At 69.9% G+C, this 13,698-nt stretch carries 15 protein-coding genes; 8 read left to right on the top strand and 7 right to left on the bottom strand.

Features of this window, described 5'->3' with window-relative positions:
- Positions 1–309 precede the first annotated feature (309 nt).
- Positions 310–654 carry a WhiB family transcriptional regulator gene (locus ABZ906_RS22250; RefSeq protein WP_167828965.1) on the top strand — a complete coding sequence of 115 codons (345 nt, stop codon included), beginning with the start codon at positions 310–312 and terminating at the stop codon, positions 652–654.
- 122 nt (positions 655–776) lie between these two features.
- Here ABZ906_RS22250 and ABZ906_RS22245 read toward each other — a convergent pair whose 3' ends face one another.
- A complete protein-coding gene (locus ABZ906_RS22245; protein ID WP_361385146.1) occupies positions 777–2,222 on the bottom strand; it encodes an ArsA family ATPase in 1,446 nt (481 codons plus the stop codon).
- Positions 2,219–3,199, bottom strand: a complete 981-nt coding sequence (locus ABZ906_RS22240; RefSeq protein ID WP_361190909.1) for an ArsA-related P-loop ATPase — start codon at positions 3,197–3,199, stop codon at positions 2,219–2,221. The genes ABZ906_RS22245 and ABZ906_RS22240 overlap by 4 nt, the downstream gene beginning before the upstream one ends.
- Before the next feature lie 82 nt (positions 3,200–3,281).
- On the opposite strand from ABZ906_RS22240, the gene ABZ906_RS22235 reads away from it, so the two are divergent.
- The 4 genes from ABZ906_RS22235 to ABZ906_RS22220 all read left to right on the top strand — a co-directional run bounded on the left by ABZ906_RS22235 (position 3,282) and on the right by ABZ906_RS22220 (position 5,841).
- A complete protein-coding gene (locus ABZ906_RS22235; RefSeq protein WP_003975360.1) occupies positions 3,282–3,443 on the top strand; it encodes a DUF4177 domain-containing protein in 162 nt (53 codons plus the stop codon).
- Positions 3,440–3,910 (top strand): RidA family protein, encoded by a 471-nt coding sequence (locus ABZ906_RS22230; protein WP_361190913.1) that lies wholly within the window; start codon positions 3,440–3,442, stop codon positions 3,908–3,910. Before ABZ906_RS22235 ends, ABZ906_RS22230 begins: the two co-directional genes overlap by 4 nt.
- A 115-nt stretch (positions 3,911–4,025) precedes the next feature.
- Entirely contained in the window at positions 4,026–4,892 is an 867-nt protein-coding gene (locus ABZ906_RS22225; RefSeq protein WP_361190915.1) for an NUDIX hydrolase, read from the top strand.
- 118 nt (positions 4,893–5,010) lie between these two features.
- A complete protein-coding gene (locus tag ABZ906_RS22220; protein WP_361385143.1) occupies positions 5,011–5,841 on the top strand; it encodes an MBL fold metallo-hydrolase in 831 nt (276 codons plus the stop codon).
- A 104-nt stretch (positions 5,842–5,945) separates the two neighbouring features.
- On the opposite strand, the gene ABZ906_RS22215 is transcribed toward ABZ906_RS22220, so the two are convergent.
- Positions 5,946–6,620, bottom strand: coding sequence for a Crp/Fnr family transcriptional regulator (locus tag ABZ906_RS22215; RefSeq protein ID WP_016642758.1), 675 nt, complete (start codon positions 6,618–6,620; stop codon positions 5,946–5,948).
- A 311-nt stretch (positions 6,621–6,931) separates the two neighbouring features.
- On the opposite strand from ABZ906_RS22215, the gene nth reads away from it, so the two are divergent.
- The 3 genes from nth to ABZ906_RS22200 all read left to right on the top strand — a co-directional run bounded on the left by nth (position 6,932) and on the right by ABZ906_RS22200 (position 10,191).
- The gene (gene nth, locus ABZ906_RS22210; protein ID WP_361385140.1) at positions 6,932–8,071 is read left to right on the top strand and encodes an endonuclease III; all 1,140 of its coding nucleotides are present in this window, start codon (positions 6,932–6,934) and stop codon (positions 8,069–8,071) included.
- Between the two features lie 106 nt (positions 8,072–8,177).
- Entirely contained in the window at positions 8,178–8,939 is a 762-nt protein-coding gene (locus tag ABZ906_RS22205) for a CoA pyrophosphatase (protein ID WP_361190922.1), read from the top strand.
- Between the two features lie 49 nt (positions 8,940–8,988).
- Positions 8,989–10,191 carry a MarP family serine protease gene (locus tag ABZ906_RS22200; RefSeq protein WP_361190924.1) on the top strand — a complete coding sequence of 401 codons (1,203 nt, stop codon included), beginning with the start codon at positions 8,989–8,991 and terminating at the stop codon, positions 10,189–10,191.
- A gap of 39 nt (positions 10,192–10,230) precedes the next feature.
- Here ABZ906_RS22200 and ABZ906_RS22195 read toward each other — a convergent pair whose 3' ends face one another.
- The 4 genes from ABZ906_RS22195 to nhaA all read right to left on the bottom strand — a co-directional run bounded on the left by ABZ906_RS22195 (position 10,231) and on the right by nhaA (position 13,572).
- Positions 10,231–10,419, bottom strand: a complete 189-nt coding sequence (locus ABZ906_RS22195) for a hypothetical protein (protein WP_361190926.1) — start codon at positions 10,417–10,419, stop codon at positions 10,231–10,233.
- A 166-nt stretch (positions 10,420–10,585) separates the two neighbouring features.
- Complete coding sequence (locus tag ABZ906_RS22190; protein ID WP_361385137.1) at positions 10,586–11,533, bottom strand: alpha/beta hydrolase; 948 nt, start codon at positions 11,531–11,533, stop codon at positions 10,586–10,588.
- Positions 11,530–12,045 carry a phage holin family protein gene (locus tag ABZ906_RS22185; protein WP_361190931.1) on the bottom strand — a complete coding sequence of 172 codons (516 nt, stop codon included), beginning with the start codon at positions 12,043–12,045 and terminating at the stop codon, positions 11,530–11,532. Before ABZ906_RS22185 ends, ABZ906_RS22190 begins: the two co-directional genes overlap by 4 nt.
- A 111-nt stretch (positions 12,046–12,156) precedes the next feature.
- Positions 12,157–13,572, bottom strand: coding sequence for a Na+/H+ antiporter NhaA (nhaA, locus tag ABZ906_RS22180; protein WP_361190934.1), 1,416 nt, complete (start codon positions 13,570–13,572; stop codon positions 12,157–12,159).
- Positions 13,573–13,698 lie beyond the last annotated feature (126 nt).

The raw sequence follows: 13,698 nt of genomic DNA, 5'->3' as shown, positions 1-13,698 counted from the left end.
AACGGGGGCCACCCTGCTCTTGTTGGGCTCGGATCGAGCTCGAAAGAGCGCCCGAATTCGCCTCATGCGGCATTCGATGCCCGTTGTGACCCAGCTGAAGTGCCCGCATTTGCCGGGTTAATCACGCATGTCGCCAGCTCACTCCGTCGGGTGATCTGCCGCTTACGCATAGTCCGTTCGGGCCATTCAAGATTGGGCCCGAAGGGGGTGTTGCGCTGTGCCCACCTTCCGTAACGTCCTCAACTGGCGGCGGTGAATATGCCGCTGCCGCCGTGGGGGAGCCTCGATTCGGGAGAGGACGGCGCCGGTATGGGCTGGGTAACCGACTGGAGTGCGCAGGCGGCCTGCCGCACTACCGATCCAGATGAACTGTTCGTTCAAGGAGCAGCGCAGAACAGGGCCAAGGCGGTGTGCACCGGTTGCCCGGTGCGCACGGAGTGCCTGGCCGACGCGCTGGACAACCGCGTCGAGTTCGGCGTGTGGGGTGGCATGACCGAGCGGGAGCGCCGCGCACTGCTGCGCAGGCGTCCCACCGTCACCTCATGGCGCCGTCTGCTGGAGACGGCGCGCTCCGAGTACGAGCGTGGCGCGGGCCTGCTGCCCGTGGACTTGGAGGACGACGAGACGTACGAGAGCTACGCGGCAGTGGGCTAGCGCCCGTCCGCCGCGTGGCGGTGGGGGGAGGACCCCCACCAGCCATGAGGCAGCGGGCCGGCCATCAGCCATGAGGCAGTGGGCCGGCCATCAGCCATGAGGCAGTGGGTCAGCCCCGCTGCTCAGGCAGCTCCGGCCGGATCACCATCAGTACCGGCCGCGAGCCGGTCCCCGATGGCCCGAAGGCCTGCCAGGTCATGCACGTCGCCCGGCAGTGCCGTCACTTCGGCCACGGCCACTTCGGGGTGAAGCGCGGTGAAGCGATCGCGCGTGCGCTGTTCGCGCGCGAGCAGCTGCATGCGTTCCGCGTGCAGACGCAGCAGACCGGCGGTCAGCTGTGCCACGGGTGGATGCGTGTCGTGCGGTTCGGATGATGCCGGGGTCTCGGAGGTCTCGGGTGTCTCGGAGATCTCAGAATCGCCGGCGGTCTCAGGACCGGCGGCGTCGGAACCAACGGGGGCCTCGGGGGAGTGGCCGGGAGCCTCGTGGGAGTTACGAACTCCAACCTTCCCGTCCTCCTGATCCACAATGCGGCTCTCGTCAAGATTTTCCGCGGCGGCAAGAGCCCGCTCGGCCGAAAGCTGGGCGGCGCCGCTGCCGTGCACCCGGTTGAGGACGAGCCCGGCGAGCGGCATGTCGTCCGCGGCCAGGCGTTCCACGAAGTACGCCGCCTCGCGCAGCGCGTCCCGCTCCGGTGACGCCACCACGAGGAACGCCGTTCCCGGCGCCTGGAGCAGCCGGTAGGTGGCGTCCGCGCGGGTGCGGAAACCGCCGAACATGGTGTCCATCGCGGCGACGAAGGTCTGGACGTCACGCAGCAGTTGCCCGCCGAGCAGCTTGCCCAGGGCCCCCGTCATCATCGACATCCCGACGTTCAGGAACTTCATCCCGGCCCGGCCGCCCACCTTCGCCGGGGCCATGAGCACCCGGATCAGCTTCCCGTCCAGGAAGGAGCCGAGGCGCTTGGGCGCGTCGAGGAAGTCAAGGGCCGAGCGCGAGGGCGGCGTGTCGACGACGATCAGGTCCCACTCGTCGCGGGCCCGCAGCTGCCCCAGCTTCTCCATCGCCATGTACTCCTGCGTGCCCGCGAAGCCCGCCGAAAGCGACTGGTAGAAGGGGTTGTTGAGGATCGCGCTCGCCCGCTCCTTGTCCGCGTGCGCCTCGACGATCTCGTCGAAGGTGCGCTTCATGTCGAGCATCATGGCGTGCAGCTCACCGTCGCCCGACCCGTCGATGGCCTTGACCCGGCGCGGGACGTTGTCGAGCGAGTCGATCCCCATGGACTGCGCGAGCCGGCGCGCCGGGTCGATGGTCAGGACGACGACCTTGCGGCCGCGCTCGGCGGCGCGCAGGCCGAGCGCCGCGGCCGTGGTCGTCTTGCCGACGCCTCCGGAGCCGCAGCACACCACGATGCGGGTCTTCGGGTCGTCGAGCAGGGTGTCAACGTCGAGCGTGCGGGCGGGGTCCAGGGGGCGTGCCGTGTCCGCGTGACGTGCGGGGTCCTCGGGGTCCGGGAGATCCGAGAGATCCGAGGGGTCCGAGGCGTTACGTGCGGGGTCCGAGCTCATGCGATCCCTTGCTTCCGCAGTTCCGTGGCGAGTTCGTAGAGGCCCGCCAGGTCCATTCCGCCGGCCAGCAGCGGGAGTTCGTGCAGGGGGAGGTCGAGCTCGCCCAGGACGTCCCGCTGGGAGCGCTCCAGGGCGTGCCGCTCGGCGTACTCGGCGGCCTGCTCCAGGAGCGGGTCGACCAGACGCTCGGCGACACCGCCGCGCCGGGCCCCGCCGAGTCCGGCGGCGGACAGGGACTTGGCGATGGCGGTCCGCGGGGTCTGCCCGAGCCCGAGCTCCAGGGAGGCCTCGTCGAGCAGCGCGGGCCGCACCATGTTCACCATCACGCGCCCCACGGGGAGCTTCGCGGCCCGCAGCTCGGCGATCCCGTCCGCGGTCTCCTGGACGGGCATCTCTTCGAGCAGCGTCACCAGGTGAACCGCTGTCTCCGGAGACTTCAGGACACGCATCACGGCCTGTGCCTGATTGTGTATGGGCCCGATCTTGGCGAGCCCCGCGACTTCGTCGTTCACGTTCAGAAAGCGCGTGATGCGGCCGGTGGGCGGCGCGTCCATCACCACGCAGTCGTACGCGTACTGACCGCTCTTGTCCTTGCGGCGTACGGCCTCACAGGCCTTGCCGGTCAGCAGGACGTCCCGCAGACCGGGCGCGATGGTGGTGGCGAAGTCGATGGCGCCGAGTTTCTTGAGCGCGCGTCCGGCACCCCCCAGTTTGTAGAACATCTGGAGGTAGTCGAGAAGCGCGAGTTCGGGGTCGATGGCGAGGGCATACACCTCCCCGCCCCCGGGAGCGACGGCGATCTTCCGCTCCTCATACGGCAGCGCTTCGGTTTCGAAGAGCTGCGCGATGCCTTGTCTGCCCTCGACCTCCACGAGGAGGGTGCGCTTGCCCTCCGTCGCGAGGGCGAGCGCGAGTGCGGCGGCCACCGTGGTCTTGCCGGTACCGCCCTTGCCGCTGACGACCTGGAGCCTGCTCACACTTCCGAGCCTAACCAGTCGCCGTCCGGACTAAGCAGGAGGCCACCGTAAGCAGCGCCTCACAACGGCTACAGTCGGCCATATGACCAAGTGGGAATACGCAACCGTGCCGCTGCTCGTCCATGCCACGAAGCAGATTCTGGACACCTGGGGCGAGGACGGCTGGGAGCTCGTCCAGGTCGTGCCCGGGCCGAACAACCCTGAGCAGCTCGTGGCCTACCTGAAGCGCGAGAAGCAGGCATGAGCGGGGCCGTCGAGGCGAAGCTGGCCGAGCTCGGCCTGACCCTGCCCGAGGTGGTGCCGCCGCTTGCCGCCTATCAGCCCGCGGTGCAGTCCGGTGTGTACGTGTACACCTCGGGCCAGCTCCCGATGGTGGAGGGCAAGCTTCCGGTGACCGGCAAGGTCGGCGCCGAGGTGACCCCCGAGGAGGCCAAGGAACTGGCCCGTACGTGCGGGCTCAACGCCCTCGCCGCGGTGAAGTCCATCGCCGGTGACCTGGACCGCGTCGCGCGCGTCGTGAAGGTCGTCGGCTTCGTGGCGTCCGCCCCGGACTTCACGGGCCAGCCCGCGGTGATCAACGGCACGAGCGAGCTGCTCGGCGAGGTCCTTGGGGACAAAGGCGTGCACGCCCGCAGCGCGGTGGGCGTTGCGGTCCTGCCGCTGGACGCGCCGGTCGAGGTCGAGATCCAGGTGGAACTCACCGAGGCCTGATCCCGGACCGGCCGGGGCGGGTCCTGATCCCGGACCGGCCGAGGCCTGATCGCTGCCTTCTGGCACCCGATAGTTGCCTCTCGAACATCAGCCCACTAGGGGATAGCCTCCGCCCATGGCTAATGGGCAGTGGTATCCCCCGGAGTGGCCCGACCGCATCCGTGCGCTGAGCAGCGGCGAACTGACGCCCGCGACTCCGCGCCGGGCGGCCACGGTCATGCTCCTTCGGGACTCCGTGGCGGGCCCCGCCGTACACATGCTGCGCAGACGCGCCTCCATGGCCTTCGCCGGAGGCGCGTACGCGTATCCGGGCGGCGGTGTGGACCCGCGCGACGACGACCATCTCGTGCGCTGGGCGGGCCCGTCCCTCGCGACCTGGGCCGCGCGCCTGGGCGTGGACGAGCCCGGCGCCCAGGCGATCGTGTGCGCCGCCGTCCGCGAGACGTACGAGGAAGCGGGCGTCCTGCTGGCGGGGCCGACCGCGTCGAGCGTTGTCGGCGACACCACGGGGGACGACTGGGAGGCGGACCGCGAGGCGCTGGTGGCCCGCGAATTCTCCTTCGCCCAGTTCCTGGACCGGCGGGGCCTGGTGCTCCGTAGCGACCTGCTCGCCGCGTGGGCCCGCTGGATCACTCCGGAGTTCGAGCCGCGGCGCTACGACACGTTCTTCTTCGTGGCGGCCCTCCCGGAGGGGCAGCGCACCCGTAACGCCTCCACGGAGGCCGACCGCACGGTGTGGATCGCTCCGGGGGAGGCCACCGCGGGATACGACAAGGGCGACCTCCTGATGATGCCGCCGACCATCGCGACCCTGCGCCAGTTGAGCCCCTACGGGTCGGCCGCCGACGCCCTGGCCGCGGCGCCGGAGCGCGATCTGACCCCGGTTCTCGCGCAAGCGCGCTTCGAGGGCGGCGAGTTGGTGCTGTCCTGGCCGGGCCACGACGAATTCACCAAGCACATCCCTACGGGCGGCCACGCGTGACCACGACAACAGCGCAGGCCGGGCCCGCCACGCCCGCCGCCCTTGCCACTCCCGCTACCCCTGCCACCTTCGCCACGCCCGCCACCCTTGCCACGACCCGGACGGGAGCCACCCCCGCATGACCGAAGCCGCCGCCCTCCCCGGCCAGCCCAGGGGCGGAGTCCTCAGCGGTCCCGCCACCGCCCGCGCGGTCAACGTACTGGCGCCCAACGCGTCCGCGATGACGCTGGACGGGACCAACACGTGGATCGTGTCCGAGCCGGATTCCGGGCTCGCGGTCGTCATCGACCCCGGGCCGCTGGACGACGCGCACCTCCAGAACGTCATCGCCACCGCGGAGAAGGCCGGGCAGCGCGTTGCGCTCACCCTCCTGACGCACGGCCACCCCGACCACGCGGAGGGCGCCGCGCGCTTCGCCGAGCTGACCCGGACCAAGGTGCGGGCCCTGGACCCCGCGCTGCGCCTGGGCGACGAGGGCCTGGACGCGGGTGACGTGATCACGACGGGCGGCCTGGAGCTGCGCGTGGTCCCGACGCCGGGGCACACCGCGGATTCCCTCTGCTTCCATCTCCCGGCCGATCAGGCCGTCCTGACGGGGGATACGGTCCTGGGCCGCGGTACGACGGTCGTGGCGCACCCTGACGGCCGTCTGGGGGACTATCTCGACTCCCTGCGGCGGCTGCGGTCCCTGACGGTGGACGACGGCGTGCACACGGTCCTGCCGGGCCACGGTCCGGTCCTGGAGGACGCGCAGGGGGTCGTCGAGTTCTACCTCGCCCACCGCGCGAACCGCCTGGCCCAGGTCGAGACAGCCGTCGAGGACGGATACGCGGCACCCGCGGAGGTGGTCGCCCACGTATACGCGGACGTCGACCGCTCCTTGTGGCCGGCAGCGGAACTCTCGGTCAGGGCCCAATTGGACTACTTGACGGAACACGGCTTGATCTAGCCGTATCCCGCCGCCCCGCGTCGGCACCGAAGCACGGATGGGGCCCCGCCTCCTGAGAGGCGGGACCCCATCCACGTACAAGAAACAGCGTCAGCGACCCCGCGTCAGCGCGAGCGCTTCGCCAGCCGCTCCACGTCCAGCAGAATCACCGCGCGAGCCTCAAGACGGAGCCACCCGCGCCCGGCGAAGTCCGCCAGGGCCTTGTTGACCGTCTCGCGAGAGGCGCCGACCAGCTGGGCCAGCTCTTCCTGCGTGAGGTCGTGCACGACGTGAATGCCCTCTTCGGACTGCACGCCGAAGCGGCGCGACAGGTCGAGGAGAGCGCGGGCCACACGCCCGGGCACGTCGGAGAAGACCAGATCGGACATCTGGTCGTTGGTCTTGCGCAGGCGCCGCGCGACGGCACGCAGCAGCGCCGCGGCCACCTCGGGCCGCGCGTTCAGCCACGGCTGGAGGTCGCCGTGCCCGAGACCGAGCAGCTTGACCTCGGTGAGCGCGGAGGCGGTTGCCGTACGCGGGCCCGGGTCGAACAGCGAAAGCTCACCGATGAGCTCGCCGGGACCGAGCACCGCGAGCATGTTCTCGCGGCCGTCGGGTGAGGTGCGGTGCAGCTTCACCTTGCCCTCGGTGACCACGTACAGGCGGTCTCCGGGGTCACCTTCATGGAAAAGCGCATCCCCGCGCGCGAGCGTCACCTCACTCATGGAGGCGCGGAGCTCCGCGGCCTGCTCGTCATCGAGCGCCGCGAAGAGCGGGGCGCGCCGCAGAACGTCGTCCACGAGTTCTCTCCTTGTCGACCTGCATCAGGGGACCGTGCTCCCCATTTTGCCGGACGGTCCAAACAGTGTGATCAGTCACAAGTCTGCCGCACTGGCGTCGCATGCTGTGCGGGAGGGGGCCAATTGGGGGCCGATCCATAGGGTCCAGGGCGGATGTCAGTGTCGGGCTCTAGGCTGGCCGGGTGTCCAAAAAGCCGGTGAGAACACAGGCCAGAGGGGCTGGGATGGCGAAAGCCCGCCCGGATTCTGCTGTGGGCGAACATGCGTCCGTCAAGTCAGACAATGCGACAAAAGGGACAAGGGTGCCACCGGTGAGCAAGCCTTCGGAGAAGAATCAGGCCACCGCCGGCGCGGCGAAACCGGCCGCGTCCAAGAAGGCCGCCCCGACGAAGAAATCTACCCCGGCGAAGAAGACGACCCCGGCCAAGAAGAGCACCCCGGCCGCGAAGACCACGGCAGCCAAGAAGGCGACCCCGGCCGCGAAGACGACGGCGGCGAAGAAGACCACCGCGACCAAGAAGTCGACGGCGGCGAAGAAGACAGCCCCGGCCGCGAAGACGACGGCGGCCAAGAAGACCACCCCGGCCAAGAAGTCGACGGCGGCGAAGAAGGCAGCCCCGGCCAAAAAGACCACTCCGGCCCAGAACACCCCCCAGGCCAAGAAGACCGCCCCCGCCAAAGCCAAGCCCGAGTCCCGCGCCGCTCTCGTCCGCCGGGCCCGCCGCATCAACCGCGAGCTCGCGGAGGTGTACTCGTACGCCCACCCCGAGCTGGACTTCGAGAACCCCTTCGAGCTCCTGGTCGCCACGGTCCTCTCCGCGCAGACCACCGACCTGCGGGTGAACCAGACGACCCCGCGCCTCTTCGCCGCGTACCCGACCCCGGAGGACCTCGCCGCCGCCAACCCCGAAGAGGTCGAGGAGCTGATCCGGCCGACCGGGTTCTTCCGGGCGAAGACGAAGTCGATCATGGGGCTCGCCACCGCCCTGCGCGACAACCACGGCGGAGAGGTCCCCGGCCGCGTAGAGGACCTGGTCAAGCTGCCGGGCGTAGGCCGCAAGACCGCGTTCGTCGTGCTCGGGAACGCCTTCGGAGTCCCCGGAATCACCGTGGACACCCACTTCGGGCGCCTCGTCCGCCGCTGGAAGTGGACCGAGGAGACCGACCCGGAGAAGGTCGAGGCAGCCGTCGCCGACCTCTTCCCGAAGAGCGAGTGGACGATGCTCTCGCACCGCGTGATCTTCCACGGCCGCCGGATCTGCCACTCCCGCAAACCCGCCTGCGGCGCCTGCCCGATCGCCGATCTCTGCCCGTCGTACGGAGAGGGCGAGACCGACCCGGAGAAGGCCAAGAAGCTCCTGAAGTACGAGATGGGCGGCCTGCCGGGCCAGCGCCTCAAGCCCCCGCCGGACTACCCCGGAAAGGCCGCGCCCCCGCTGGGCGCCGAATGACCGAGGAACCAACCGAGGGTCCACAGGCGTTGTCCAGAGTTGGACGGGGGTGCCGATGACGCACGCGAGCGACACGAGCGAGACAACCGACACGAGCGATACGCACATGAGCAATGGGAACGGCTTCCAGGGAACCGACGGCATCGGACCCCACGGGCAGAGCGGGCTCGCCGGCCCTGACGGCACCGGCAGATCCAACGGCCACGTGCGCCTCAGCACCGAAGGCCTGCCCTCCTGGCTGACCCCCGTCGCCCGCGCCGCCGAGACGGTCAGACCGACCCAGCTCAGCCGCTTCCTGCCCCCGGAGAGCGGCGCCGGACGCCAGTCCGCCGTGCTGATCCTCTTCGGAGAGGGCGCGCGCGGCCCCGAGCTGCTCCTCATGGAGCGATCCGGGAGCCTGCGCGCGCACGCGGGCCAGCCCTCCTTCCCCGGCGGCTCCCTCGACCCCGAGGACGGCGACCCGCTGACGGACGGCCCTCTGCACGCCGCTCTGCGCGAGGCCGAGGAGGAGACCGGGCTCGACCCCCGGGGCGTCCAGCTCTTCGGTGTGCTCCCCAAGCTCTTCATTCCGGTGAGCGACTTCGTGGTGACGCCGGTGCTCGGCTGGTGGCGCACACCCACCCCGGTCGGCGTCGTCGATCCGGCCGAGACGGCCCGCGTCTTCACCGTCCCCGTGTCCGATCTCACGGATCCCGACAACCGCGCGACGACGGTTCATCCGAGAGGCCACAAAGGCCCGGCGTTCCTCGTCGAATCCGCTCTGGTCTGGGGTTTTACGGCCGGAGTGATCGACAGGATCCTGCACTTCGCAGGCTGGGAGCGCCCCTGGGACCGCACCAAGCAGGTGCCGCTCGACTGGCGCGCATGACAAGGTTGCGGGGACGTGGCGACCGCGATGCGAGGCGAGGATTTAATCGGTGAACGTGCTGGACATCCTTCTGGTGGTCGCCGCCGTGTGGTTCGCGGTCGTCGGCTACCGCCAGGGATTCGTCGTCGGCATCCTGTCGGTGATCGGCTTCCTGGGCGGCGGACTCGTCGCGGTGTACCTGCTGCCCGTCATCTGGGGCGCCCTCACGGATGACGAGGGATCGGTGAGCACGACGGCCGCCGTCGTCGCCGTGGTCATCGTGATCGTCTGTGCCTCCATCGGCCAGGCCTTCACCACGCACTTGGGCAACAAGCTCCGCAGATACATCACTTGGCAGCCCGCCCGCGCCCTGGACGCCACGGGCGGCGCGCTGGTCAACGTGGTGGCGATGCTCCTGGTCGCCTGGCTGATCGGCTCCGCCCTCGCGGGCACGACGCTGCCGACGGTCGGCAAGGAAGTACGCAACTCCAAGATCCTTCTCGGTGTCTCGCGCACGCTGCCGGGCCAGGCGGACACCTGGTTCGCCGACTTCTCCTCGGTCCTCGCGCGCAACGGCTTCCCGCAGGTCTTCAGCCCGTTCTCGAACGAACCCATCACCGACGTCAAGGCTCCGGACCCCAAGCTCGCCAAGAGCGCGGTCGCCACGAAGGCCAAGCGCTCCATCGTGAAGGTGCAGGGCGAGGCCCGCGGCTGTGGCAAGGTCCTCGAAGGCACCGGCTTCGTCTTCTCCGACCGCCGCGTCATGACGAACGCACACGTGGTCGGCGGCGTGGACGAGCCGACCGTCCAGATAGGCGGAGACGGCCGTACGTACGACGCGAAGGTCGTGCTCTACGACTGGGAGCGCGACATCGCCGTCCTGGACGTGCCGACCCTCCAGGCGCCCGCGCTGCAGTTCACGTCGAAGGACGCGGGCAGCGGTGACAACGCGATCGTCGCCGGCTTCCCGGAGAACGGCCCCTACGACGTCCGCCCCGCGCGCGTGCGCGGCCGCATAACGGCCAAGGGCCCGGACATCTACCACCGGGGCACCGTGCGCCGTGACGTCTACTCGCTCTACGCGACCGTCCGCCAGGGCAACTCCGGCGGCCCGCTGCTGACGTCCGACGGCAAGGTCTACGGCGTGGTCTTCGCGAAGTCACTGGACGACCCGGACACCGGCTACGCACTCACCGCCGACGAGGTCCGTGAGGACATCGAGGCGGGCCGTACCGCCAACCAGGAGGTCGACAGCGAGGGCTGCGCGCTGTAGCCGGGGCCGCAGTCGGGGAGCGTCGCAAGAGCAGGCGGATCAGTCGCGCGTGTGCCTCAGCCGCGCCGAGACCCAGCGGGCCCTGCGGCGCAGGATGTGCGGAATGCCAATGCCCTGAGCAGGGCCTTCATGGCCCGGATCATGCGGGCCGCCCCTCTCACGGCTGTTCAGCGCGATGGCCGAGCGGCGGTTGCGTGCTACTTCACTGTAGTCCTGCGTCCAGCCCATACCCCGACGTGTGCCCGTGCCTCAAGGTCGGTAATCGCGCCCACGCGCCCCAATTGGCCTATGCGGGTGGCAAGTAGCCGTTCGTAGGACAGGCGTTCCACTACTCCCCGGTAGGGGCGCCTTTCTGACCCCGATTCAGGGGGTTCTGTACGCCTACCGGTTGCCCCTACCGGTCCGGCTCGGGGTCCTCCAGCCAGTTCACCAACTCGGTCGAGAAGGCCACCGGGTCCTCCTCCTGAGGGAAGTGCCCGAGACCGTCGAACAGCCGCCAGCGGTAGGGCGCTTCGACGTATTCGCCGGAGCCCGCCGCGCTGCGCGTACGCATCACCGGGTCCAGGGAGCCGTGCAGATGCAGCGTGGGAACCCGGACGGGGCGCTTCATGCGCCGGTTGAACTGGATGCCGTCGGGACGGGCCATCGACCGCACCATCCAGCGGTACGGCTCGATCGAGCAGTGTGCCGTCGACGGAATCGTCATGGCACGGCGGTACGTCTCCACCGCTTCGTCGTCCGGCAGCCGGGGCCCCGACCAGTCCCGCACCAGACGCCCCACCAGAGCCGCGTCGTCCGCGACGAGTTGACGTTCCGGCACCCATGGCCGCTGGAAGCCCCACACGTACGAACCGGCGGCGGTCTGCTTGCGGTCCGAGAGCATCGCCGAGCGCCAGCGCCGCGGATGCGGCATCGAGGAGACGGCGAGCCGGCGCACCAGCTTGGGCCGCATCACGGCCGCCGTCCACGCGAGGTACCCGCCCAGGTCGTGCCCGACGAGCGCGGCGTCCGGCTCACCGAGCGACCGCACGACGCCCGTGATGTCGAGCGCGAGGTTCGCCGGGTCGTAACCGCGCGGCGTACGGTCGCTGCCGCCCACACCCCGCAGGTCCATCGCGACCGCGCGGAAACCCGCGTCGGCGAGCGCCGCCATCTGGTGCCGCCAGGTCCACCAGAACTGCGGGAAGCCGTGCAGGAGCAGCACGAGCGGCCCGTCACCCATCTCGGCGATGTGGAAGCGCGCGCCGTTGGCGGCGACGTCGCGATGGGTCCACGGCCCTTCAATGCGTACGGGTGACGTGGCTTGGGCCGAATGGGGGGCGGGTGTGGCGGGGTCCGTCATGAAGACGAGCGTGCCACAGCTGTCGCCTTCCCACTGACACGGTCGGCGGTGGCACCCGCGGGGGTGATGGCCTCCACGGGGCTCACCGGACGCGGATGCGGCTTGACGTTCTGCAGTACGGCGGCCGTCTCCTTGGCCGACGCGGCGGCCTTCTGCGGACCCTTGCCCTTCTTGGCCTTCTTCGCGAAGACCACGCCGATCAGCGCGAGCACCCCGGCGACCAGGACGTTCGCCGCGAAGGAGAGCACGAAGCAGATCGCCATGTTCCAGCCGCTCCAGGTACGGATGCCGTACGCGAGGGCGAAGCTCAGCATGGGCAGCGAGAAGAGCAGCACCGCCCCGGCCGCGGCGAAGGCGCCGCCGCCGACCGCACCCCGCTTGACGTCCTGCCGCAGCTGGGCCTTGGCCAGCGCGATCTCGTCGTGCACCAGCGCGGACATCTCGCTGGTCGCCGATGAGACCAGCTGGCCGAGGCTGCGTTCGGTGCCGACGGGCCCGTCGGGTGTGCTCATCGCTTCTCCCCTTCTCCGTAAGCCTGCGTAAGCGTGCTCACAACGACTGTTCGTTTACGACCGTTCGATTACGACCGCTCGGCTCAGCCTGCGCAGTCAGGTCTGCTCAGATCATGCCGGACCGTCGTCCTCGGCGCGTGCCCCGGCCGACACTTCGGCAAGCCTGCGATGCTCGGCCGCCTTCTTTTCGTAGATCGCGGCCATCCGCAGGTGGTACTCCGGCTTGTCCTGTTCGTACACGTCCGGGATGCCGTCGAGGTCGTCGTCGCGCTCCTCGTCGTCGTACAGCGCGCGGTACCGGGCGTTGCGCACCTTGAGCAGGATTCCGGAGAGCACGGCCGCGATGAGAGAGCCCATCAGGACGGCTGCCTTGATCTCGTCGGTGAGCAGCGGGTCCTCGGTGAAGGCGAGTTCGCCGATCAGGAGCGAGACGGTGAAGCCGATACCGGCGAGCGAGGCGACGGCGAACACGTCCGGCCAGGAGAGGTCTTCGTTGAGCTCGGCCCTGGTGAACCGGGCCGCGAGCCAGGTGCCGCCGAAGATGCCGACCGCCTTGCCGACCACGAGACCGAGCACCACGCCGAGCGTCTCCGGCTGGCCGAACACGTCCCCGAGCGCGCCGCCCGACACCATGACACCGGCGCTGAACAGCGCGAACAGCGGTACCGCGAGGCCCGCTGAGAGGGGCCGCACGAGGTGCTCGATGTGCTCGCCGGGGGAGTGCTCCTCGCCCTCGCGGCGGGTGCAGCGCAGCATCAGGCCCATCGCGACACCGGCGATCGTGGCGTGGACGCCGCTGTTGTACATCAGCCCCCAGATGACCAGGGCCAGCGGAACGTAGACGTACCAGCCGCGTACGCCCTTGCGCAGCAGCAGCCAGAAGACCGCGAGGCCGATGACCGCTCCGCCCAGTGCCGCGAAGTTGAGGTCGCCGGTGAAGAAGACCGCGATGATCAGGATCGCGCAGAGGTCGTCGACGACGGCGAGCGTGAGCAGGAAGGCGCGCAGGGCGGACGGCAGCGAGGTGCCGATGACCGCGAGGACGGCGAGCGCGAAGGCGATGTCGGTGGCGGTCGGCACCGCCCAGCCGTCGAGCGAACCGCCGCCGACCGTGTTGACCAGGACGTATACGAGGGCCGGTACGGCCATGCCGCAGAGCGCGGCGACGACGGGCAGCGCGGCGGCCTTCGGGTCGCTCAGATCGCCCGCGACGAGTTCCCGCTTGAGTTCGATTCCCGCGACGAAGAAGAAGACGGCGAGCAGTCCGTCGGCCGCCCAGTGCTGGACGGAGAGGTCGAGCCCGAGGGAGCCCGGCCCGAGGTGGAAGCCGCGCACGGACTCGTACGAACCGCCGGCGGTGTTCGCCCAGATCAGCGCGGTGACGGCGGCGACGAGGAGGAGGACACCGCCGACGGTCTCGGCACGCAGGGCGTTCGCGACGAAGTTCCGCTCGGGCAGCGAGAGCCGTCCGAGGACCTTGCGGTTGCTGCTGCGGTTCTTGCCGTTGCTGGGTGCGGGCGCGGCCACGGGGGTCGACCTCCGGTCGGTAGGCAGGACGAAATCACTTGCCGACCAGACTTCCCGGCGCACCTGGGTACTTCTTGGTTCTTTTTTGTCGCTGTTCTGACGCGATGTTGACGCGACCCTCAGCGT

Origin of the sequence: Streptomyces sp. NPDC046925 (assembly GCF_040644915.1) — a bacterium.
Classification (GTDB): Bacteria; Actinomycetota; Actinomycetes; order Streptomycetales; family Streptomycetaceae; genus Streptomyces.
This window is presented reverse-complemented; position numbering and strand designations above follow the sequence as displayed.

Coding starts and splice junctions, on each gene's coding strand:
- ABZ906_RS22235 (WP_003975360.1), top strand. CDS start 3,282: ATGACCAAGTGGGAATACGCAACCGTGCCGCTGCTCGTCCATGCCACG.
- ABZ906_RS22190 (WP_361385137.1), bottom strand. CDS start 11,533: ATGACGGACCCCGCCACACCCGCCCCCCATTCGGCCCAAGCCACGTCA.
- ABZ906_RS22185 (WP_361190931.1), bottom strand. CDS start 12,045: ATGAGCACACCCGACGGGCCCGTCGGCACCGAACGCAGCCTCGGCCAG.
- ABZ906_RS22230 (WP_361190913.1), top strand. CDS start 3,440: ATGAGCGGGGCCGTCGAGGCGAAGCTGGCCGAGCTCGGCCTGACCCTG.
- ABZ906_RS22245 (WP_361385146.1), bottom strand. CDS start 2,222: ATGAGCTCGGACCCCGCACGTAACGCCTCGGACCCCTCGGATCTCTCG.
- ABZ906_RS22250 (WP_167828965.1), top strand. CDS start 310: ATGGGCTGGGTAACCGACTGGAGTGCGCAGGCGGCCTGCCGCACTACC.
- ABZ906_RS22205 (WP_361190922.1), top strand. CDS start 8,178: ATGAGCAATGGGAACGGCTTCCAGGGAACCGACGGCATCGGACCCCAC.
- ABZ906_RS22220 (WP_361385143.1), top strand. CDS start 5,011: ATGACCGAAGCCGCCGCCCTCCCCGGCCAGCCCAGGGGCGGAGTCCTC.
- ABZ906_RS22225 (WP_361190915.1), top strand. CDS start 4,026: ATGGCTAATGGGCAGTGGTATCCCCCGGAGTGGCCCGACCGCATCCGT.
- ABZ906_RS22195 (WP_361190926.1), bottom strand. CDS start 10,419: ATGGGCTGGACGCAGGACTACAGTGAAGTAGCACGCAACCGCCGCTCG.